The sequence below is a fragment of the Streptomyces sp. NPDC096324 genome (assembly GCF_044763015.1).
Classification (GTDB): Bacteria; Actinomycetota; Actinomycetes; order Streptomycetales; family Streptomycetaceae; genus Streptomyces.
Genome location: NZ_JBIWFK010000012.1, coordinates 90,812 through 111,707 on the forward strand (window position 1 = coordinate 90,812; position 20,896 = coordinate 111,707).

Annotated in this window: 18 protein-coding genes; 11 read left to right on the plus strand and 7 right to left on the minus strand. The window is 71.2% G+C overall.

All coding sequences use genetic code 11. The annotated features are described in order from the left end of the window. Positions 1–39: 39 nt before the first annotated feature. Entirely contained in the window at positions 40–864 is an 825-nt protein-coding gene (locus tag ACIQ7M_RS30215; protein ID WP_403650373.1) for an SDR family oxidoreductase, read from the plus strand. Positions 865–917: 53 nt separating this feature from the next. Here the strand turns inward: ACIQ7M_RS30215 and ACIQ7M_RS30220 are convergent, their stop codons facing one another. After that, on the minus strand, positions 918–1,268 hold the full coding sequence (locus ACIQ7M_RS30220) for a PRC-barrel domain-containing protein (protein WP_386977022.1): 351 nt from the start codon (positions 1,266–1,268) through the stop codon (positions 918–920). Between the two features lie 158 nt (positions 1,269–1,426). Between ACIQ7M_RS30220 and ACIQ7M_RS30225 the strand changes: the two genes are divergently transcribed. Next, entirely contained in the window at positions 1,427–2,464 is a 1,038-nt protein-coding gene (locus ACIQ7M_RS30225) for a hypothetical protein (protein WP_403650375.1), read from the plus strand. Positions 2,465–2,473: 9 nt separating this feature from the next. Here ACIQ7M_RS30225 and ACIQ7M_RS30230 read toward each other — a convergent pair whose 3' ends face one another. Together ACIQ7M_RS30230 and ACIQ7M_RS30235 are read right to left on the minus strand one after the other, a co-directional pair. Beyond that, on the minus strand, positions 2,474–3,190 hold the full coding sequence (locus ACIQ7M_RS30230) for a tetratricopeptide repeat protein (RefSeq protein WP_403650377.1): 717 nt from the start codon (positions 3,188–3,190) through the stop codon (positions 2,474–2,476). Positions 3,191–3,434: 244 nt separating this feature from the next. Next, the gene (locus ACIQ7M_RS30235) at positions 3,435–4,097 is read right to left on the minus strand and encodes a DUF4328 domain-containing protein (RefSeq protein WP_403650379.1); all 663 of its coding nucleotides are present in this window, start codon (positions 4,095–4,097) and stop codon (positions 3,435–3,437) included. A gap of 269 nt (positions 4,098–4,366) precedes the next feature. On the opposite strand from ACIQ7M_RS30235, the gene ACIQ7M_RS30240 reads away from it, so the two are divergent. The 6 genes from ACIQ7M_RS30240 to ACIQ7M_RS30265 all read left to right on the plus strand — a co-directional run bounded on the left by ACIQ7M_RS30240 (position 4,367) and on the right by ACIQ7M_RS30265 (position 10,427). Beyond that, positions 4,367–4,996: a class I SAM-dependent methyltransferase gene (locus ACIQ7M_RS30240; protein WP_403650381.1), complete on the plus strand. Its 630-nt coding sequence runs from the start codon at positions 4,367–4,369 to the stop codon at positions 4,994–4,996. A 239-nt stretch (positions 4,997–5,235) separates the two neighbouring features. Further along, positions 5,236–6,252 carry a GlxA family transcriptional regulator gene (locus tag ACIQ7M_RS30245; protein ID WP_403650383.1) on the plus strand — a complete coding sequence of 339 codons (1,017 nt, stop codon included), beginning with the start codon at positions 5,236–5,238 and terminating at the stop codon, positions 6,250–6,252. Then, complete coding sequence (locus tag ACIQ7M_RS30250; protein ID WP_403650385.1) at positions 6,249–8,204, plus strand: thiamine pyrophosphate-binding protein; 1,956 nt, start codon at positions 6,249–6,251, stop codon at positions 8,202–8,204. The genes ACIQ7M_RS30245 and ACIQ7M_RS30250 overlap by 4 nt, the downstream gene beginning before the upstream one ends. Further along, complete coding sequence (locus ACIQ7M_RS30255) at positions 8,176–8,829, plus strand: SRPBCC family protein (RefSeq protein WP_403650387.1); 654 nt, start codon at positions 8,176–8,178, stop codon at positions 8,827–8,829. Before ACIQ7M_RS30250 ends, ACIQ7M_RS30255 begins: the two co-directional genes overlap by 29 nt. Further along, positions 8,826–9,845, plus strand: coding sequence for a 3-oxoacyl-ACP synthase III family protein (locus tag ACIQ7M_RS30260; RefSeq protein ID WP_403650389.1), 1,020 nt, complete (start codon positions 8,826–8,828; stop codon positions 9,843–9,845). The genes ACIQ7M_RS30255 and ACIQ7M_RS30260 overlap by 4 nt, the downstream gene beginning before the upstream one ends. 264 nt (positions 9,846–10,109) lie before the next feature. Next, positions 10,110–10,427, plus strand: coding sequence for a hypothetical protein (locus tag ACIQ7M_RS30265; protein ID WP_403650391.1), 318 nt, complete (start codon positions 10,110–10,112; stop codon positions 10,425–10,427). A gap of 55 nt (positions 10,428–10,482) precedes the next feature. Here the strand turns inward: ACIQ7M_RS30265 and ACIQ7M_RS30270 are convergent, their stop codons facing one another. Further along, the gene (locus ACIQ7M_RS30270) at positions 10,483–12,093 is read right to left on the minus strand and encodes a multicopper oxidase family protein (protein WP_403650393.1); all 1,611 of its coding nucleotides are present in this window, start codon (positions 12,091–12,093) and stop codon (positions 10,483–10,485) included. Between the two features lie 75 nt (positions 12,094–12,168). Continuing rightward, positions 12,169–13,056: a GNAT family N-acetyltransferase gene (locus ACIQ7M_RS30275; RefSeq protein ID WP_403650395.1), complete on the minus strand. Its 888-nt coding sequence runs from the start codon at positions 13,054–13,056 to the stop codon at positions 12,169–12,171. Positions 13,057–13,167: 111 nt separating this feature from the next. On the opposite strand from ACIQ7M_RS30275, the gene ACIQ7M_RS30280 reads away from it, so the two are divergent. The 3 genes from ACIQ7M_RS30280 to ACIQ7M_RS30290 all read left to right on the plus strand — a co-directional run bounded on the left by ACIQ7M_RS30280 (position 13,168) and on the right by ACIQ7M_RS30290 (position 17,639). Then, positions 13,168–13,710, plus strand: coding sequence for a GNAT family N-acetyltransferase (locus ACIQ7M_RS30280; protein ID WP_403650397.1), 543 nt, complete (start codon positions 13,168–13,170; stop codon positions 13,708–13,710). 233 nt (positions 13,711–13,943) lie between these two features. Beyond that, entirely contained in the window at positions 13,944–16,034 is a 2,091-nt protein-coding gene (locus tag ACIQ7M_RS30285) for a glycosyl hydrolase family 28-related protein (protein WP_403650399.1), read from the plus strand. A 390-nt stretch (positions 16,035–16,424) separates the two neighbouring features. After that, positions 16,425–17,639, plus strand: coding sequence for an MFS transporter (locus ACIQ7M_RS30290; RefSeq protein ID WP_403650401.1), 1,215 nt, complete (start codon positions 16,425–16,427; stop codon positions 17,637–17,639). Positions 17,640–17,743: 104 nt separating this feature from the next. Here the strand turns inward: ACIQ7M_RS30290 and ACIQ7M_RS30295 are convergent, their stop codons facing one another. Then, a complete protein-coding gene (locus ACIQ7M_RS30295; RefSeq protein ID WP_403650403.1) occupies positions 17,744–19,045 on the minus strand; it encodes a Rieske 2Fe-2S domain-containing protein in 1,302 nt (433 codons plus the stop codon). 294 nt (positions 19,046–19,339) lie between these two features. Then, positions 19,340–20,845 (minus strand): cryptochrome/photolyase family protein, encoded by a 1,506-nt coding sequence (locus ACIQ7M_RS30300; RefSeq protein WP_403650405.1) that lies wholly within the window; start codon positions 20,843–20,845, stop codon positions 19,340–19,342. Between the last annotated feature and the right edge of the window lie 51 nt (positions 20,846–20,896).

Genomic DNA, 20,896 nt, shown 5'->3' on the forward strand with positions numbered 1-20,896 from the left:
GGTGACCGAGCGGACGACACGTTCCACGAGGAGCACTCCATGACACAGAAGATCTGGTTCATCACCGGCGCCTCCCGCGGTTTCGGACGGGAGTGGGCGATCGCCGCGCTGGAGCGCGGCGACTCGGTGGCCGCGACGGCGCGCGACTTGTCCACGCTGGGCGATCTTCGAGAGACCTACGGAGAGCGGCTGCTGCCCCTGCAGCTCGACGTGACGGACCGCGACGCCGACTTCGCCGCCGTGCGGCTGGCGCACGAGCGGTTCGGACGGCTCGACGTGGTCGTCAACAACGCCGGCTACGGCCACTTCGGGATGATCGAGGAGATCACCGAAGCCGAGGCCCGCGCGCAGTTGGAGACCAACCTCTTCGGGGCCCTGTGGGTCACCCAGGCGGCGCTGCCCTTCCTGCGCGAGCAGGGAAGCGGCCACATCCTGCAGGTTTCCTCCATCGGTGGGATCAGCGCCTTCCCGCTGGTCGGCATCTACCACGCCTCGAAATGGGCGCTCGAGGGAATGAGCCAGGCGCTGGCGCAGGAAGTGGCGCCGTTCGGCATCAACGTCACCCTGATCGAGCCGGGCGGGTTCGCGACCGACTGGGCCGGTTCCTCGTCGAGCACGTCCGAGCCACTGCCGGCGTACGCCGAGTTCCACAAGGAAGTCCAGGAACAGCGGCGCGAGCGCGTCGGAACCCCGGGCGACCCGAGCGCGTCCGCCGCGGCCGTGCTGGAGATCGTGGACGCGGAGGAGCCGCCGCTGCGCTGCTTCTTCGGTTCGGCGCCGCTGGGCATCGCGAAGGCGGACTACGAGAAGCGCTTGGAGTCTTGGGAGAAGTGGCAGCCGGTGGCGGAGCTGGCCCAGGGCTGAGAGCCGGCGGTCCGCGGGAGATCCGGTCCCTGACCCACCGGCGCGACGGTGGGTCAGGAGCGGTGGCTCTGGTAGTAGCCGCCGACCTGTTCGTGGTAGTCGGCGTCGCCGACGTGCTTGGCCCGGTCGAACTCGGGGGATTCCCTGATCTGCTCCTGGGTGAGCGCGACGTAGATCTTCCGCTCGTCCCGGTCGACCCGCCTCACGGTGCCCGCGGGGAGCAGGACATGCCTGCCGAAGATCCAAACACCGATGTCGACGACGAGGTACGAGGAGCCGACGTCGTCCGCGTGCTCGTCGACCTTGCCGATGGCCCCGTCGACGGCCTCGACCTTGAACCCGACCAGATCCGTGCCCGCGGAGTGCCCGGCGGCCGGGTGGTAGCCCCAGATGCTGTGCGTCATGTACGGCTCCCTCATCGAGAATCCACGCTCGTCCGCGGCGGAACCGGGGAGGCGCGCAGGCCCCATCCACGTTAGACGAAGCCCGCGGGCGATGGCGGATGCCGCGGCCGGGACGCCCGCCCGGACGTCCCGCGCCCCGGCCCGGTACGGTTCGCGCCGTGGACAGGAACGGGTGGGAGCCGGGGCACCAGGTCGCCTACGGCTGCGGGGCGTGGGAGCGGGCCAGTCACCAGGCACGCCTGCTGGTCGCCTGGTATGACGAGCGCGACGGCGGCCTGGGACCAGGGGTGTCCCAGCGGTTCTCCGCGGACCCGGGCGCGCGGGTGAAGTGGCCGTGGGGGAGTGCCAGGCACAGCACGCTCGGCCTGCTCTTCTGGCGAGCGGCCTACGACGCGGGCATTCTGGTCGACCGGGTCCCCCTGGCCGACGCCCTGAGCTACTGCGCCCAGGGAGCCGAGCCGTTGGACACGGGGCCCGTGCCCGACGCGGCCCGCGAGGCCGGGATCGGCGTCGGCAGCGCGGCGTCGGTGGCCGGGATCAGGCACGTACTCCAGGCGCATGTCGAGGCATACCTCCCGCGGCCGCGGCCCGCCGGGGTGCGGCTGACGCTCGGCTACCGCGTCCGGGAGTCGCGGGCGACGCCGGACTGGGACACCGGCGACTGGCCGGCGGCTCTCGCGCGGGCCCGCCGGGCCATGGGACAGGCGGACGATCTGCGGGAGCGGGGGACTTGGCGGCCCACCGACCAGGAACGGTCCGTCGGCGGACGCCTCGGCCGCGACCTGGAACGATCGCTCCGCACACCCGCCGCTTCCGGTCACCCCGCACCGAGTTGGCTGGAGCGGGCATCGCGCCTGGCCGCTACGGCCGCCGCACTGTCCGGCGCGGCCGGCACACCGCTCGGCGCCGGGCGGCAGGGGACGAGGCCGGACGGCGCGGGGTGGGGCACCGACGGGCGGAACGACGCCGGCCCCCTGGTGGAGGTCCTCGGCGCCACGGCCGACGCGTGCGCCCGGCTGAGCGCGAGCACCGAGGAGATCGTCCACCTGTGGGAGGCGGAGGAACCGCACGGGCGCTCGGACCGGGCCTCCTGGGAGCTGTCCCACGTACCGGGCGCGCTGCTGGAGCAGACCGAGGAGACGGAACACCTGGTGCGGGCGCTGGCCGCGTTCCTGTGGGTCCTGGCCATCCACTGACCGAGGACGTCAGTAGTAGTCGCCCCGCCGCTGCGTCGGGTTGACGATGTCACGCCGCTCCTGCGACCGGCGGGCTGCCCTCAGGGCCCCTATTTCCCGCAGGTGTGCCTGGCTCTGAAGCGTCATCATCGACCCCAGCGCGTGGCGGGCGGTCAGCGGGTTGTCCAGACAGGACTGGTACATCACCGCGGCACGTTCGTTGTCCTGATAGAGGGTGCGGTAGATCTCCGCGGCGCGGTACTGGCCGTAGGGGTGGTTGCGTGTGGCGGCCGCGAGGAACTGCTCGAGGGCGTGCTCCGCCGGCGTGCGGGTGACCCGAATCAGCCGTTCCAGGTACAGGTCGCCCAGGACGAGCATCGCCTCGGGCTCGCCCAGTTCGGCCGACCTGCCGTACCAGCGGGCCGCTTCGTCCAGCGACTCGACGATGCCCGCTTGCGGACAGCCGTGGTGGTACAGCGAGGCGAGGTAGAAGGCAGCCCGCGGTGAACCACTGCTGTGCCGCAGCCGTGGCACCGCGCTCGCGTACCGCCCCTGCGTGTAGTCGATGTGCCCCAGCAGTTCGATCGCGGCACTGTGGCCGGTGGACGCCGCGGTTTCCAGGAAGTGGACCTCCGCACCGGCGTGCTGCCCACTGTTCCAGCAGTGCAGGCCGATCCGGTAGTACTCCTCGGCACTGGTCGGCTCGTGACCGTCCACGGTGAAGTTGGTCCCCTGCCACTGCACCATGTCGCCGCCTTTCGCGTCGTGGCCTCAACCGATGGTAAGGCTCGACAACCGGCACAAGGGGCGCGTACGCCCGGAGCTTCGGTCCCTGACGGGAACCTGACGTCCTATGCGTCCGGGTCCCAGGCCCGAGGAGCGTCGCGTCGTGCCGTCGGTGTCAGGGACCGGCACATGGCGACGGCTGACCCACCACCGAGATCGATCGGAGCCCATGACCAAGTGCCGACGCCGACGACGTCCCGTGCCGTCACGTCGGCAACGCGAGCGGGTCCGACGCGGCAGCCCTCAGCCGACCGCTGAGCTGCCAGACCACGCATATGGACATCACGGCGGCGCACACGTACAGACCATCGCTCACCAACACGTGTTCCAACACCCGGCCGGACCGTGCCGCGGTGTCCGCCTTCTTCATCGCGGACAGGGCCTTGTCGCCCGCCGCACCGGCGGCGAGAACGAAGAGCCACCAGACGGCGAGCAGGGGATGGCCACGCCGACGCCGCGGGCCGGAGTCGGCGGCGGCCCACAGGTCGTTGACGATCATCTTGGGGATGAACAGGTCGGCCACCGGAAGCACCCAGCCGAAGAACAGCCACGCGCGACGGCGGCGTTGACCCTCGGGCCAGAGCCGTTCGGCGAGGTCGCGCATGCCGGTCATCCAGACCATGAGGACGACCAGGGCCGCCAGGGTCGTGGCCTGCCACCAGCCCAGCAGGTTTCCGAACCATATGTCGGCGTTGATCAGAGGCAGGGCCTCGCTGCCATCGGGTGTGGGCGGCAGCGCCGGCGCCAGCAGGACCTGGTGTTTGTGCCATGCGGCCAACCCGGTCGCTACGGTCACCACCGCGTGCACGGTGAGCACACCGCAGGTCCAAAGGGCCAGGCCGCCCAGTGACTTCACTGCCCTGTTCACGACACACCTCCGCGAGCCCCTGTTCGGACTTTCCGCAGGTCGGCGGGCGATCCTAACGCACGCACGAGCGCTCCGGACCCGGCACCGGTGCGTCGCGCAACGGCGGAACTCGGTGGGATTGCTGCGGATTCCGGCAACCAGGGATTTTCAGGGGCCCGGGACCAAGAGGGATAGGGGGAACAAGTGGGGGACAAGGGTGATACCGAGCTCAGCGGCTCACGTCTCGTCGGTCAACTGCCTTGAGAGGGACGGGTGTTAGCTTCATCCCCGTGACGGAACACCAGGACGAGACCAGGACGGCCTACGACGGGATCGTCGAGCTCTACGCGTCGATGTTCGCCGATCGGCTGGAGACGCGGCCGTTCGCGCGGGCCATGCTCGGCGCCTTCGCGGAGCTCGTGCGCGAGACGGGCAACCCGCGGACAGCGGATGTCGGATGCGGACCCGGCCATCTGACCTCCATGCTGCACGACTCGGGCCTGGACGCCTTCGGGTTCGACCTCTCCCCGGCCATGGTCGAGCACGCCCGACGGGCCCATCCGGCACTGCGGTTCGACGAGGCGCGCATGGAGGCCCTGCCCGTCGAGGACCGGACACTCGGCGGGGTGCTCGCCCACTACTCGATGATCCACACCCCGCCCGGGGAGCTGCCCGCACTGCTCGCCGAACAGGTGCGTGTCCTGGCTCCGGGGGGTCTGCTCCTGGTCTCGTTCTTCGGGACCGAGGGGCCGGAGCCGATCCGCTTCGATCACAAGGTGACGCCCGCCTACAGCTGGCCGGTCGACCGGTTCGCCGAGCTGCTGACCGGGGCCGGGCTCGTCGTGGTCGCCGAGCTGCGCCACGACCCGGCCTCCGAACGCGGCTTCCTCGACGCCCACTTGCTGGCCCGCCGCCCCTAGAACGCGTCCTCGGCGCCCCGCGCTTCGGGATGCCCTGTGGGTCGGGTCTTCGGGACGCCCTGTGGGGTTGTCGGGGTGACTGTCACACGCCTGTGAGTTACCTCACCCGCCATGGTCGGCGGCCGTACGCGAACTGCCTGGCCAGCAGCCCGTAACTCTCCTCGGACTGCCGCCTGTTGGCCGGATGCGTCAGTGAACTGTCATTGCAGTCAGTCGGAGATCCGATACAGGCTGTGACCGTGGCAGAGCGACGTGTTGTTGTAGTGGTGTACGCGGGGGCCATGGCGCTGGACATCACCGGCCCGATCGAAGTGTTGGACATCGCCAACCGACTCCTCGACCCGGGGGCCGCCCCCTACCGGATCGAGCTGGTGTCCGCCGACGCGCCACTGGTGCGTACGAGTTCGGGTGTGAGCGTGGCGGCCATGCCGCTCGAGGCGGGGCAGGGCCCCATCGACACACTCCTCGTGCCAGGCGGCTGGAGTGTGGGCGAGGCGCTGCGGGACCAGGTGCTGATCTCATGGATCGGCACGGCGGCGGCCCGGTCGCGCAGAGTCGCCTCCGTATGCGGCGGATCCTTTCTGCTGGCCGAGGCGGGCCTGCTCGACGGCAGACGCGCCACCACCCACTGGGCGTACAGCGAGTCGATGGCCTGCCGCTATCCGGCGGTGAAGGTGGACGCGGAGCCGATCTTCATCTGGGACGGCCCCTTCGTCACCTCGGCGGGCGTGTCGACCGGGATCGACATGGCGCTGGCCCTGGTGGAGGCCGATCACGGAGCGGCGGTCGCCCTGGAGACGGCACGGTTTCTGGTGCTGTTCCTCAAGCGGCACGGAGGGCAGTCCCAGTTCAGCGCGTTGCTGGACGCCCAGTTGGCGGACCATCCGCCGATCCGGACGGCGCAGGAGTGGATTCTGGAGAACCTCCACAACCCGTTACCCGTGGCCGAGATGGCCGAGCAGGCCCATATGAGCCCGCGCAACTTCGCCCGGGTCTTCCGGCGCGAGGTGGGCACGACCCCCGGGCAGTACGTCCAGCGCACCCGGATCGCCCGCGCCCGCGAGTTGCTGGAGACGACCGATCTGCCGATCAGCCAGATAGCGGGCCGCTGCGGATTCGGCGCTGCCGAGACCTTCTTCCGTTCCTTCGGGCGAACGCTGGGCGTCACCCCGAAGGAGTACCGGCACCGTTTTCAGGTCATCACGTCGTCCGGTCTCGTCGACCGGCGTCACGAGAAGGACGGGAGCCCCGTATGACCACCGCGGCGGACGTGCCGGATGCCGGGACGGTACGCATGGTCGACTACCTGGCCGGTGAGCTCGCCCGGGCCGGGGTCACCCACCTGTTCGGTGTCGGTGGCGCGAACATCGAGGACCTGTACGACGCCGTGCACCGCGGCGGAGCCGTCCGCGGTGTGGTCGCCAAGCACGAGTTCTCCGCCGTCACGATGGCCGACGGCTATGCCCGAACCACCCGGCGTCTGGGGGTGGTTGCCGCCACCTCGGGCGGTGGCGCGATGAACCTGGTGCCCGGTCTCGCGGAGGCGTACGCCTCCCGGGTGCCGCTGCTCGCCCTGGTCGGCCAGCCGCCGACGGTCCAGGAGGGCCACGGCGCGTTCCAGGACACCAGCGGCAAGGGGGACTCCTTCGACGCGGGAGAGGTCTTCACCCCGATCTCCCGGTTCTGTGCCCGGGTCGAGGACGCGGACTCGCTCGTGGAGCTGTTGCCGCTGGCGATGGCGGCGGCGCGGACCGAGCCGCGCGGTCCCGCGGTGCTGCTGCTGCCCAAGGACGTCCAACAGGCACGGATCCCGTGGCATGGCCAGGGTGATCCGGCGCCGACAGGGGCTGTGCAGACGGGGGCCGTGCCGCCAGGGAATGCGCAGCCAGGATCCGTGCGGGCAGAGCCTGGGCAGCGAGGGTCCGTGCGGGCAGAGGCTGCGCAGCGAGGGTCCGTGCGGACAGGGGGCACGCCAGCAGAGGCCGCGCGGACAGGGGCCACGCTGGTCGGGGTCGGGGTCGGGGTCGGGGCCGCGCCGAAACCGGCCGCGCTCTCGCAGGCCGCTGTCACCGAGGTGTCGGACATCCTTCGCGGCGCGAGCACCGTCCTCGTCATCGCCGGAGAGGGCGTCGCCGCGGCGGACGCGCGTACGGAACTGTCCCGGCTGGCCCGGAGACTCGGCGCGTGGGTGGCCGTCACCCCGGACGCCAAGGACGTCTTCGACAACCGTGATCCGCGGTTCGCGGGGGTGGCCGGGGTGATGGGCCACGCCAACGTCGAACACTGTCTGCGGCGGGCCGATGTGTGTCTGCTGGTCGGCACCCGGCTGCCGCTCCTGGCACGCGGCGGGCTGGAACGGGCCCTCGCCGCCACCGAGGTCGTATGCCTGGACGTCGAAGAGCCGTTCGTGCCGGGCACGGCGCTGGTCGGGGACCTGCGGGACGCGCTGCGCGCGGTGACCGAGAGGCTCGCGTCCAGCCCGCGCGCCTGCCCCCGGCACCCCGGCCCTCTCCCCGCCCCCGCCGTGCGCCCGGACTCCCCGGCCGTCCAAGGGCGGATCGTCCCCTATGCCCAGGCCCTCACCGCCGTGGAGGAGGCGCTGCCCGAGGACGCGCACGTCTTCGTGGACGCCGGCAACACCGGTGCCAGCGCGGTCCACCTCCTTCCGGCGCCGCGCCACGGGCGCTTCGTGGTGGCCCTCGGCATGGGAGGCATGGGCTACACCTTCGGCGCGGGCATCGGTGCAGCGCTCGCCACCGGGCGGCGCACGTACGTACTCGCCGGCGACGGGGCCTTCTTCATGCACGGGGCGGAAGTGCACACCGCCGTGGAGCACTCCGCGCCCGTCACCTTCGTCGTCTTCAACAACAACGCCCACGCCATGTGCGCGCTGCGCGAGGAGTTCCTCCAGGGCGGTGTCCGCGACGACGACGTGTTCGGCCGGACCGACATCGCCGCCGGGGTGGCCGCCGCGTTCCCGTCCCTCGACGTCACCGGTGCCGAGAGCGCGGCGCACCTGCGCGAGGCGCTGCTGCGCGGAAACGCGGGCGCCGGCCCCGCATTCGTGGCACTGGACTGCGACCCGAGGGAAGTCCCTCCGTTCCTGCCGTTCCAGCCCTTCGCCCGGGCCACCGGCCCTGCCGACCGTGCCGAACACGCCGACCACAAGGAGAATGCAGATGAGCGACGAGTCGTCCGCGCCGGCTGACATCCCGGGCCTGATGCGGATCGAGAACCCGGGCAAGGACGAACTGACCGCCCACTGCGTGGAGTTGACCCATTCCGTCTACCCCCACCATCAGGTCTACGGGCAGTACTGCACGATCCACGAGTACGTCGACTGCCCGCCCGAACTGACCTACGACTACCTCCGCCAGGGGCACCACCTGGAGGAATGGACGTGCAGCCTGCGGGACTTCGAGCCCACCGGCACACCGGGACTGTGGGTGGGACGCGACCGGCTCGAGGACGACACCAGGATCTACTGCAGGACCGTCGCCAACCCCGAGGCCATGACCGTGGATTACCACTGCTCCTGGGACCAGGGCGACAAGCTGTGGATGATCTACCTGATGCGTGTCGTGCCGGCCCGGCTCGTGCTCGACAGGCCGGGATCGGTGATCACCTGGACCAACTGCCGTCATCCCCACTACGACACGAACCCGCACCCCGGCCTCGCTCCCCGCCCCGACCGGCCCTGGGTGGGCGACTACTGGGACCTGTTCTACGCGGGCCACACCGTGGAGATGAACAACCTCAAGGCGATCCTGGAGCACCGCCACCGCAACGGCCAGCCGGTGAGCGTGGCTCCCGCGAGGGCGGTGGCACCGTGACCACCGTCAGCCTCACCGACGTCGCCGGCTACCTTCCGGGCGAACCGGTCCCCGCCGCGTACTACACCGAGTACCCGGGCGCGGAGGACAAGTTGCGCGGCCACCCCATGTTCAAGGTTCCGCGGTCACGGCACCACGTCGCCGCGGACGAGACCAACACGGACATGATCGAGCGCGCCGTGCAGCCCCTGATCGAACGTCACGGCAGGGACGAGATCCGGGGCGTCGACGTACTCCTGGTGCACAGCCAGCTCCCGGACCTCCCGTTCGTCGGCGCGGGCACCGAAGTGGCGCGCCGACTGGGCCTGAACCCGGAGTGGCTCGTCGACGTGGCCAACGCGGGCTGCGCCTCTTTCGTGTACATGCTGAAGCTGGCCCGGCAGATCCTCACGACCACCGACGCGAGGACCGCGCTGATCTGCAACGCGCAGAGTGTCGCCGGGCAGTGTTTCACCCAGTCCGAGGTGCGCCGGCTGGCGCAGGCCGCGATCCCGGGGGACGGCTGCGGCGTGGGATGGGTGACGACGTCGGCCGGCTCCCCGGTCCTCGACGTGGAGACCCGGCACATCGGCGAGCACGCGGGCGACATGACCTTGGCGGTCGACGACGGCCGCAAGTACTGGGAGCCGGGGGAGTCCCAGCTCCGGATCGGGTTCACCGACGCTAGCGTCGCCAAGGTGCTGGCACGCGGCAACCGGCTGGTCCCGGAGGTGATCGGGGATCTGTGCCGACGGCTCGGCGTGGCGACCGGCGACATCGACGTCCTCGTCACCAACCAGCCGAACCGCACCTTCCTGCGCAACTGGACGGAGGCGCTGGAACTGCCCGCCGAGCGGCACCTGAACACCTTCGACCAGTGCGGCAATCTTTTCGGCGCGGCGATCCCGGTCACCCTGGACCAGGCGATCACCTCGGGCCGGGTGAAGGACGGTGATCTCGTCGTACTGGGCGGATTCGCCCACGCCGGCGACTTCGCGGGAGCCGCCGCCGTGCGCTGGTCCGGTGGGCGGGGGTGACCCGGCGGCCGGTGGCGCGTGGGCGTGGGCGACGCGGTGGCCAGTGGCTTTACGGGCTCGGGTGGCCGGTGGTCGCGTGCGCGAGGGTGACTCCGTGGCGGATGGTCGCGCGGGATTCGTAGCATCGGCGGCCGTCGTCCCGTCGTACGAGGTGATCAGCCGCCGATGACGCCGTCAGCGTGATGTTCGGCCGAGAACGCAACCGAAGGGGCCCTCGCGGAGATCTCGACAGGTGGTTCACAACTCGTCGATGAGGAGACAGAGATGACCCCCTGGAACAGTGAGACCCTTGGTTCCCGCGCCTTCGTCGACCCCTATGCCGTACACCCCCGTGACACCGCCGTGCCGGCTCAGGCCGGGCCCCGCGACGACGGCGACTTCGTTCTGGCGCCGCCCAACCCCGCCCACCGCCTCGGCTACACCCTCGACCCGCGGGACGAGCGACGCCTGGCCCTGCACGCGACCCTCACGGCGGCCGGCATCCCGCCGATGCCCGAGGACCGCGCGGTCATCGAGCAGATCAGCTCCCTCCCGGCGGACGTCAACGAAGTCCTGCAGCGCTGGCTGCACCACACCCTGTGAGCCGGCTGCACCACACCCTGTGAGGGGGAAGCCGAAGCGCGGGGATGACCCGCTCTCAGGGTTCGACGTAGTGCACGGCCTGCATCATGCCGAGGTCTTCGTGGTGGAGCTGGTGGCAGTGGGCGATGGTGTGCCCGGTGAAGTCCTCGTACCTGACCAGGAAGGTGACCCGGTCGCCGGGTGTGCCGCCGTCCAGGCCGATGGTGTCGTACCAGACGGGCGGATCGAGCCGTTCGCCGTCGCGGTGGGTGAGCAGGAACTGGTTGGTGTGCAGGTGGAAGGGATGGCTGTGCGCGGGCACGGTCTCGTCGGTGCGGACGGTCCAGCGTTCGACGGTGCCCAGGGTCAGGGTGTGGTTGGTGTGGCCGGGGTCGAAGAGACCGTAGGCCGGGTCGTGGGTGAGGTCGTCGCCGGCGTGTGCCGCGGGGGTCGGGTGGCTGCCCAGGATGCGGAAGGCGTTGGGGAAGGCCCCGGTGAACGCGCCCGCGTCCGTGTGGAACACGACGTCCCGGTCGGCGTCGGGGTTGGCGATGTCCCGCTCGTCGAGGAAGGGTCTGCCCTGCGGCAGTGAGACCGGCAGCGCCATCGGCGGTTCCACGCGTTCTCCGGCGACCTCGATCGTCATCAGGGGCTCGGGAACCGTACGGTCTCGCAGCTCGTACCTGCCCGGTGTGCCGCCGCGGATCAGGACGTCGGCGCGGTTGCCCATGGCCAGGTCCACCAGATCCTGGGCGACGGGTCGGGCGAACGTGACGCCGTCCTGCGCGATCTGGTGCATCGTCAGGTTCCCACGGTCTCCGGTGACCTGGAGCCGCAGGGCGGTGAACGCGGTCGCGGCGACCAGCCGCCACCGCTGGACCTCGCCGGGGCGCAGGTGGAGGGTGGGGTTGACCGTGCCGTTGACGGTGAAGGTGGAGGGGATGCCGGTCGTCCAGCCGCCCGAGGTGAAGGCAGGGACCTTGCCGTCCTTGAATTTGAGTTCGTTGATGCACACGACGACGTCGGCGGCCGCTTCGATCTGAGGGATCTCGTCGACGTCGCCCTCGACGATGATCACTCCTGCCATGCCTCCGAGGACCTGCTCCGCGGTGGAGCCGTGCAGATGCGGGTGGTACCAGTAGGTGCCGGCCGGATGGTCCGCCGGGACGTGGATGGTCGTCTCGTACCGCGGCTCCGGGGCGCCGGCGGCGGCCTGTTCGGCGGTGCGCGGCGCGAACTCGCGCAGCACGTTGTCGGCGTGGCCGGACGGGCGGACGTGCATTCCGTGGGTGTGCAGGTTGAAGCTGTTGGGGTGGTGCGGCGCGTTGTGACCGCCGGTGTGCGGCGCGTTGGGTGGCAGACCGTTGATGTGCGTCAGCCGCAGGATGTCCCCGCCGCGCACGCGCAGGGTCGGCCCCGGGATCGTCCCGTTGTAGGTCCGCGTGGTCACCGGTCCGTAGCCGGGGACGGAGACGTCCGTGAACCGGACGTCGAGGGTCTGCGCCACGACCGGCGGCGATGCCGAGCCGGGCACCGGCCGCGAGGCGCAGATGGCCGGCTGCGGAAAGGTCGCTGTCACCGCCGTCGCGCGCTGCCCGGCCAGGGCCTCGTCCATCGCTGCCGCGAAACCGGCGGCGGGGATGGCCTTGAGCACCGATCGACGACTGATTCCGCTATTTCGCCCCATGATCAGCCAATTTAGATCCATTCGACCAGGAGGCAGGGCGGCACACCGCATCCGCCCCGGCCCTGGACGCGGGTGCTATGTGGCGGGGCCTTCCGACGTGTCGCGCACGAAGTCGTACACGGCCCAGTCGGTGAGCGTGCGATAACCGAGGCGCTGATAGAGGGCGTTGCTGGTGGGATTGGACAGGTTCGCGAACAGCACCACGTCCCGCGCGCCCGCGGCGAGCGCCGCGCGGCTCACCTCTGTCGTCACGGCGCCCGCGTATCCGCGACCACGCTGGTCGGCCGGCGTGTAGACGATGTCCACCTGGATCTGGCCGCCGATCAGCGGGTTCATGCCCGCGACGGAGACGGGAGTGCCGTCCGGGGCTTCCCAGAGCGTGTAGCGCTTGTCGGCGAAGCGGGTGTCGGCCCACGTGTCGGCGCTGATGGACACCTCCTCCCCGACGGCCCGCGCGAACTCGCCGCACCAGAACATGGCTTGCTCCAGATCCCGCTCGCCGAGGACGCGACCGCGGCCCGCCGGCATCGGGTCCGGTGGGGTGAGCGCTTCGAGGCGGTACAGACGCAGCCGCGTCTCGCGCGGTTTCGGGGTCGCTCCGGTGTGCCGCTGCCAGGCTTCGGCGAAGAGGGCAGCCGTGCGGTCGTCCGCGCTGACGCTGGGAACGGGGTTCCCGAGGGCGGCCAGCCGGACAGCGAGAGCGTCTGCCTGCTCGGGCGAGAGGGGCGACAGGCCGAAACCCCTGGGCGGCAGGCGGTAGAACGTGGCGTGGACCTCGCCCCCGTGCTCCAGCACACCGAACAGGGGCGCTTCGGAGCCGAACGCGTCCGCCCCACGCTGTCGGACTCTCTCGGCCCAGGTGAGCTGCATGATGTGCCGACCGGGCTGTGAGCGCAGGAAGTGTCCGGCGCGGGCGAGAAAGTCGTCGACGTCTTCGGTGAAGTGCCAGTCATCCGGTCGCATGGTTCATGATCCCAGTGCCGCGAGCACATCCGGCGGCTTTCCCCCAGGGTGGGGTGCTCTCCGTCCCGGTTATCCTGGCTCGTTCCGAACAGGCCTGGGAGGTCCCGCACCATGAGCAGCACCACGTCGTCGTTTCCCGAGCGGATCGAGCTCGCGGGGGAGGGGCTCGTCCTTCGTGACTGGACGGAGGCGGACCTGACGGCCATGCCGGAGCTGTTCGACCACCCCGACATCGCCTACTGGACGCCGATCGTCTCCCCCTTCGACGAGGCCGCCGCCCGCGCACGCCTGGACCGGGACCGGGAGATGCGCGCCCAGGGCACGGCCGTCCTGCTCGCGATCACGGTCGACGGCGGAGCGGCGCTCGGCGAGGTGATGCTGCGGCGCGCCCCCGAGGGCATGGAGATCGGCTACGCGGTCGGCCCGGCGCACCGTGGCCAGGGCCTGGCGGTGCGGGCGGTACGGGTGATGGCCGCGTACGCCTTCGAGCAGGAGGGCGCGGAGCAGGTGATCCTGGAACTGGAGGCCGAGAACGCCGCCAGCGTCGCCGTGGCCACGAAGGCGGGCTTCGAACTCCTCGACGTGCCGCTGATCACCGGCGAGGAGAAGGGCCGTCCCTTCACCTTGCAGACGTGGGGCCTGAACCGCCCCTGACCGAGTGTGACTGTCCACCGCCGATCCGACGTGTGCTGGGCGACGGGTCTGCAAGAAATCGACTTTGACTTGCAGGATCTGTACTGAATCACGGAAAGACGTGTTCGACGTCTTGTCCGGGTGTCCCGTCGCGCCCTAATGTCCCGGTACGCAGCGGCACGGCTGATTCCCGCCGTGCCGCCGCGCACCGAGCGGCCCTCGGTGTCCTCCGCTCCGAGAGAAACGAGAATCCGATGGCGCCGTACATCGAACATGCGGCTGCGGAGCGGGTCGGACGGCGCCCGCGAAGACCGGTTCGGACGGTCGCGGCGGTGGCCGCCGCGGCTGCCGGACTCGTGCTCGTGCTCGGCGCTCCGGCCCCGGCGGCCTCCGGGCACGGCGGAGGGGGCGGCCCGACGGCTGGTGAGGGCGCCCCCGCGGTGACACGGGCCGGGCTCGATCCCGGTCTGGTCGCGGGGCGCGGTGCCGCGGTGGACTTCGCCGAGCAGGAGGCGGAGAGCGCGTCGACGAACGGCACCGTCATCGGCCCCGACCGCACCGCCTACACCCTGCCGTCCGAGGCGTCGGGACGTACGGCGGTACGCCTGAAGCCGGGCCAGTACGTCGAGTTCACCCTGCCGCGCGCCACCAACGCCCTCACCGTGCGCTACAGCATCCCCGACGCCCCCGGCGGTGGCGGCATCACCGCGCCCCTCGACGTCTCCGTGGACGGCCGGCACCGCACCACGATGAGCCTCACCTCGCGGTACTCCTGGCTCTACAACCAGTACCCCTTCAGCAACGACCCTCAGGGCGACCTGCTGCACCCCGACTGGTGGATCACCGAATGCGGCTGCGTCCCGTCGGCCACCACCCCGGCGCCCACCGTCGACAAGCCGTTCAGGCCCAGCCACTTCTACGACGAACAGCGGCTCCTGCTCGGCAAGCGGTACGCGGCCGGCGACACCGTCCGTCTCACCGCGCCCGGGAACAGCGGTGCCGCCTGGACCGTGATCGACCTGCTCGACACCCAACTCGTCGGCGCGCCGCACGTCGAGAAGAAGGCCGCCGACGTCCTCGCGTTCGGCGCCGACCCCACCGGCCGGCGCGACGCGGGCGACGCGTTCGACCGGGCCGTCGCCTACGCGAAGAAGCGGCACCTCAAGGTGTACCTGCCGCCGGGCACGTACCAGGTGAACCGGCACATCGTCGTGGACGACGTGACGATCGTCGGGGCGGGAAGCTGGTACACGATCGTCAAGGGCCACCAGGTCACCCTCGGCACCCCCGCCCCCGACGGCTCGGTCCACACGGGTGTCGGCTTCTACGGCAAGGACGCGGCGGACGGGGGCAGCCACGACGTCCATCTGTCGGGCTTCACCGTCGAAGGAGACGTACGCGAACGCGTCGACACCGACCAGGTCAACGCGATCGGCGGAGCGATGAGCCACTCGACGATCGACGGCCTCTACCTCCACCACACCAAGGTCGGCATGTGGTTCGACGGCCCGATGACGGGCCTGCGGGCCACCCGCACCGTGATCGCCGACCAGATCGCCGACGGGATCAACTTCCATACCGGCGTCACCGATTCGAGCGTCTCGGACACCTTCGTCCGCAACACCGGCGACGACGGCCTGGCCATGTGGTCGGAGAAGACCGGCGACGCGCGCAACGTCTTCGCCCACAACACCGTGCAGAGCCCCGTCCTCGCCAACGGCATCGCGCTGTACGGCGGCACCGACAACACGGTCACCGGCAACCTCGTCGCCGACCCCGTCAGGGAGGGCAGCGCCATCCAGGTCGGCTCCCGCTTCGGCGCGGAACCCTTCGCCGGACACCTGAGGATCACGGACAACACCACGGTCCGCTCCGGGCCGTTCGAGCTCAACTGGAAGATCGGCCTCGGCGCCATCTGGTTCTACGCCCTGGAGCGGGACATCGACGCCGACATCGAGGTCACCGGCGACCACTTCCTCGACAACACCTACAACGCGATCATGCTCGTCTCCGACTTCCCTGTGAAGGACAAGTACGCGATCCGAGGCGTCCGCTTCAAAGACATCCGCGTGGACGGCACCGGCACCTCCGTGCTCAGCGCCCGCTCCGCCGGCTCGGCCTCGTTCGAGAACGTGGACGCCCGCGACGTCGGCGCGGTCGGCATCAACAACTGCGGATCCTTCAACTTCCCCGCCTCCGGCTCCGAGTTCGCGGCGAACGACCTCGGCGGCAACGACGGAGGCGGCACGACCGGCCCGTGGATGGCGTCCTGGGAACTGCCCGACACCATCACCTGCGACGACCGTCCGCCGGTGGTCCAGCCACCGGCCCCGGCGCCCTGGTGAGGGACATCGGCCACTGACACGCACCGCGGGGACGGCGGGGGCCCGTACGAGGACGACATCGGCTTCACCGCGTGAGAGGGCGGTCGGCCGAGGGCCCTCGCCGCCCCCTGCCCGGACGGCGTCGCGGCCACAGCGGCTATCCTTGCTCACTTGCCCGGGCCGACCGCCGTAGAAGCCAGGGGAGCGGGCCCGGCCCGATGCCGCAAACCGCGGGGCGATCTTGGAATGGATGCCTGCGCGTCGTTGCTGCACTCGCCATGGGCTCACCCTCTTCCCGGGGTGCTCCGGGTCACGAGGCCCGGCGCGACGGGACGTGTAATCCGTGGGCGAGCTCACATCGCCCCGCTCACCGGTCACCGGCTCGTTGTCTTCGAAAGGTTCTCCTGCACCATGCCCTTGGCTCTCCTGGCCCTCGCCGTCGTCGCGTTCGGTATCGGCACGACCGAGTTCGCCACGATGGGGCTGCTGCCCCAGATCGCCGACGGAATCGGTGTGTCCGTACCGCACGCCGGCAACGTCGTGTCGGCGTACGCGCTCGGTGTCGTCGTCGGCGCGCCACTCCTGACGGGCATATGCGCGCGTGTCCCGCACAAGCGACTGCTGCTCCTCCTGACCGGCCTGTTCGTGATCGGCAACACGGCGTCCGCCGTCGCCCCCGACTTCGGCACGCTCTTCGCCGCCCGCTTCCTGGCGGGACTGCCGCACGGCGCGCTGTTCGGCGTCGGGGCCGTCGTCGCCTCGCGGCTGGTCGCTCCCGACCGGGCCGCACGCGCCGTCTCGAAGATGTTCCTCGGCCTCACCATCGCCAACATCGTCGGCGTCCCGGCCGCCACCGCGCTCGGCCAGCACCTGGGCTGGCGCTCCGCCTACGGCGCGGTCGCGGTCATCGGCCTCGTCGCCCTGGCCGCGCTGGCCGCCTTCGTCCCGAACCAGCCGCGTGGGGCGCAGTCCGGTGTCCGGCACGAGCTGCGGGCCATGGGCAACAAGCAGGTCGTCATCGGTCTGGCCACGGCCGTCGTGGGCTTCGGCGGATTCTTCGCCGTCTACAGCTACCTCGTACCGATGCTCACGCACCTGACCGGCCTCTCCGGCACCTCGACCACCTGGGTCCTCGCGCTCTACGGCGTCGGCATGACGCTCGGCACCCTGATCGCCGGACCGCTCACCGACCGCGCGCTGCGCCCGACGATGTACTGGGGGCTCGTCCTGCTGGCCGCGGCCCTGGTCACCTTCTACTTCGCGGTCCACAGCACCGTGCCCGCCCTGCTGACGATCATCTTCATCGGCGCGATGGGCTCCCTCATCACCACACCGATCCAGATGCTGCTCATGGCCAAGGCGAAGGACGCGCCGACGATGGCCGCCGCCTCCAACCACTCGGCGTTCAACCTGGCCAACGCGGGCGGAGCGTGGCTCGGCGGCCTGGTCATCTCGGCGGGCTGGGGCTGGGCCGCGCCCAACCTGGTCGGCGCGGCTCTCGCCGTGGCCGGTCTGGGCCTCGCCTTCACCGGCGGTGTCATGGACCGGGGCCGGCGACGCTCCGAAGTGATCACACAGGCGTCGCCCGTCGCCGAACAGCAGGCGCGGGTCACCACCGCGGACTGACCGGTCGACCGGGACGCGGGGCCCTCCGGCACGGCATCCCCTGCGGCATCCGGCAGGGCGCTCGGCAGGACGTCCGAGTGGTCGCCTTCGGTGAACCGGCGCGACTATTCGGACCGGCCCGCGCCCTCGACGGCCGGGCCGGCACCCTCCACGGCCGGGCCCGCGGACCGCGCCCCTCCGGCATGGCCCGTCGCCCCGGCGGCACCCGCCCCGGCCGCGTGGTGCGCCGGCGCGGCCATCCCGCACGGCGCGCAGCCGGACGCCTGCTCCGGACGCAGCGGTACGCCGTTGTCGCGCAGCACCTCGCGGAGATCGAGGATGAGCGGGAACACCTCGTGGTTGTGGTCCTCGCCCTGTTCGTCCCAGGCGCGCTGCTCGGCCTCGACCGCCGTCCGGTCCTGCGCGAAGACCCGCTCGGTGAAACGGCGGATGAGCGGCCAGGCCAGATGCAGCGCCCCCGGCACCGACGGTTTCGCGATCGTGAGCAGGCCGTAGGCGTGATTGATCCGCTGCTCCGCGTCCTCCGGCACGTACGCGGCCCAGAGCGAGAACACCGGCAGGTCGCCGCCCTCGGGGACGTCCCGCAGGGTCTGGTACGGATACTCGGTGCGGATCGTGATGACATCGGGCCGGTCCTTCCCCCCGATCCCCTCCGCGGACAGCAGGCCCGCGCCCCGGTCCTTGCGTCCTCCGGCGGGGACGAAGAGATAGCGCGCCTCGACGTGCCGCGGCCCGGCGTCGTACCCGAGCAGTTCCGGCTGGATCCGGCCGAGCACGCTCCGGTGCAGGAACTGATGGTTCATGTCGAGCAGGTTCTCGTGCATGAACGAGTAGTGGCAGCGCACGGTGCGGGAGAACGTCATGGTGCGGTGCGTGGCGGAGTGGTACTCGGGGAGGAACGGGAACGGCGCGTCCTCGGCGAGCGCCGGGTCACCGGGGAACACGAACACCAGCCCGTAGGCCTCGCGCACCGGATACGAGCGCACCCCGCGCGGCGGACGTTCGCAGCCCTTGGGCAGGTAGGGAATCTGCGAGATGCGTCCGTCGCCGCGATAGGCCCACGCGTGATAGCAGCAGCGCAGGATGTCACCCTCGACCACGCCCATGCTCAGCGGTACCTGCCGGTGCGCGCAGCGGTCCTCCAACGCGTGCACCGCACCGCTGCGCCCCCGGTACAGCACGATCCGCTCACCGGCGAAGACGGCCGCGAACGTCCGGTTGCGCCGGACCTTGCGCGAGGTGGCCACCGGATACCAGTGGTCGGGGGAGATGCCGACCCGGCGCAGGTCGGAGATCCTTCCGGGCCGGTCCGCCGGGCGGCTGTCCGAGTGGTGCGCCACCGAAGGCTCCGGGTGAGAGGGGGGATGCGGGTCCGATGCGGGGCGGTCGTGCCGGGCGTCGGTCATGTGCGGTGCTCCCTTGCGTCGGGGCGCGATGTCGCGTCGGGCGGCAGTGGGGAGACCGCGCGGCAGGTCCACGCGTCCGCGTCCCGCCGCGTCGCCACCCCGTCCGGGGAACTCACCCCGCGGCAGTAGGCGGTTCAGCCCCGCCGCCGCGGGGCTCCACCTTCCAACCGTCCCCGCGGGTGCCACGGCCGTCAACCGCGGGAGTGCGTTGGTGTTACGCCGCTCCGCCCCGCCGGCCGGTCGCGTCAGCGGGCGCGTCCCGGCCCGCGACCCTCGGGCCCGGCCCCCTTCGCATCACGGCGGTGCGTCCCCGAGGTCCCTGTTCCGGATGAGCAGTTCGTCCAGGTCCGCGAGCCGGTCCAGTCCCCGGACCGCCTGTGCCGTCCGGTGGTTGCCGGCCAGCCGTCGGCGGTGACGGTGCAGGAAGGCCCAGTACCCGGTGGTGTAGGGACAGGCCCGGTCTCCCGAGCGTTCCGTAGGCCGGTAGGCGCAGCCCTTGCACAGGTCGCTCATGCGGTTCACGTAGGAGCCGCCCGAGGTGTACGGCTTCGTGGTCATCCGCCCGCCGTCGGCGTACTGGGACATTCCGACGACGTTGGGCAGCATGACCCAGTCGTAGCCGTCGACGAAGCAGCGGTGGAACCAGTCCGTCACCGCCCTCGGGTCCCAGCCGCGTTGCAGGGCGTAGCTGCCGAGCAGCATCAGCCGGGGGATGTGATGCGTCCAGCCGGTGTCGCGGACCTGTGCCAGCGCCGTGGCCAGACAGCGCGCGGTCACGGCGTCCGCGTCCAGTTCCAGGAACCAGTCCGGGAGCGGCGCGTCGTGCCGGAGCGCGTTGCTGTCCCGGTAGTCGTCGCCGAAGTGCCAGTAGAGCTGCCAGACGTACTCGCGCCATCCGGCGATCTGCCGGACGAACCCCTCCACGCTGTTCAGCGGCGCCTGTCCCGCTCTCCAGGCCCGTTCGGCCCGCTCGACGCATTCGAGCGGGTGCAGCAGCCCGAGGTTCAGGGACGAGGAGAGCAGGCTGTGGCTCATCACCGGATCGGCCGCCAGCATCGCGTCCTCGTGCGGGCCGAAGCCGGCCAGCCGGTGCTCGGTGAACCGGCGCAGCGCGGCCAGCGCCTCGCGCCGCGACGCCGGGAACCGGCGCGGGCCGTCCCGCCCGACGAAGCGCACCGCGCCCTCGCGTTCCCACCGGTCCAGGTCGTGGCGCACCCGCTCGTCGATGTCGTCCTCGCGGGGCCGGTACGGTGCCGGCGCGCCCAGGGTGTGTTCTCCCCGGGGCGGGGGTTCACGGTTGTCGTGATCCAGGTTCCATCGCCCGCCCGCCGGTGCGTCGGCGTCCATCAGCAGCTCGTGCTCGCGCCGCACCCAGCGGTAGAAGTCCTCCTGGCGCAGCGGCCGGCCGCCGCGGTCGTCGGCCCAGGCGCGAAAGGCCGGTCGCGGCACCAGGAACCCGCGGGCGGGCAGCACGGTGACCGTGCCGAGGGACTCGACCAGCCGCAGGGCCGCGTGGGAGGTGGGGTGGTGCACGGTCACCGTGTCGTCGCCGACCGCTTCGCGCAGCCCCTCGCGGTAGGTCTCGCTGCGGACGTAGCGCACGCGTCCGCCGAGCTCGGCCGCGCGGTGCCGCATGGCCGACAGGACGAGATGGGCCTTCGCCCGGTGGAAGCGCCGACGGCGGAACACGGAGCGGGCCTCGATGATGACCACCGGCGCGTCACGGTCCGGGCCGTCCTCGCCGGGAGAGAGGAAGTGGGGTCCGAGCTGGTCACCGAAGAGCCAGTGGGCTGTGGTCATGAGCGGATCTCTACACGGCCGCGGGACGAGGGGTTCCGCTTCCGGGGGCGA

Excerpts from the sequence above, each read along its gene's own strand:
- ACIQ7M_RS30215 (WP_403650373.1), top strand. The coding sequence starts at position 40 with ATGACACAGAAGATCTGGTTCATCACCGGCGCCTCCCGCGGTTTCGGA.
- ACIQ7M_RS30220 (WP_386977022.1), bottom strand. The coding sequence starts at position 1,268 with ATGACGCACAGCATCTGGGGCTACCACCCGGCCGCCGGGCACTCCGCG.
- ACIQ7M_RS30230 (WP_403650377.1), bottom strand. The coding sequence starts at position 3,190 with ATGGTGCAGTGGCAGGGGACCAACTTCACCGTGGACGGTCACGAGCCG.
- ACIQ7M_RS30250 (WP_403650385.1), top strand. The coding sequence starts at position 6,249 with ATGACCACCGCGGCGGACGTGCCGGATGCCGGGACGGTACGCATGGTC.
- ACIQ7M_RS30255 (WP_403650387.1), top strand. The coding sequence starts at position 8,176 with ATGAGCGACGAGTCGTCCGCGCCGGCTGACATCCCGGGCCTGATGCGG.
- ACIQ7M_RS30265 (WP_403650391.1), top strand. The coding sequence starts at position 10,110 with ATGACCCCCTGGAACAGTGAGACCCTTGGTTCCCGCGCCTTCGTCGAC.
- ACIQ7M_RS30270 (WP_403650393.1), bottom strand. The coding sequence starts at position 12,093 with ATGGGGCGAAATAGCGGAATCAGTCGTCGATCGGTGCTCAAGGCCATC.
- ACIQ7M_RS30275 (WP_403650395.1), bottom strand. The coding sequence starts at position 13,056 with ATGCGACCGGATGACTGGCACTTCACCGAAGACGTCGACGACTTTCTC.
- ACIQ7M_RS30280 (WP_403650397.1), top strand. The coding sequence starts at position 13,168 with ATGAGCAGCACCACGTCGTCGTTTCCCGAGCGGATCGAGCTCGCGGGG.
- ACIQ7M_RS30285 (WP_403650399.1), top strand. The coding sequence starts at position 13,944 with ATGGCGCCGTACATCGAACATGCGGCTGCGGAGCGGGTCGGACGGCGC.
- ACIQ7M_RS30290 (WP_403650401.1), top strand. The coding sequence starts at position 16,425 with ATGCCCTTGGCTCTCCTGGCCCTCGCCGTCGTCGCGTTCGGTATCGGC.
- ACIQ7M_RS30295 (WP_403650403.1), bottom strand. The coding sequence starts at position 19,045 with ATGACCGACGCCCGGCACGACCGCCCCGCATCGGACCCGCATCCCCCC.
- ACIQ7M_RS30300 (WP_403650405.1), bottom strand. The coding sequence starts at position 20,845 with ATGACCACAGCCCACTGGCTCTTCGGTGACCAGCTCGGACCCCACTTC.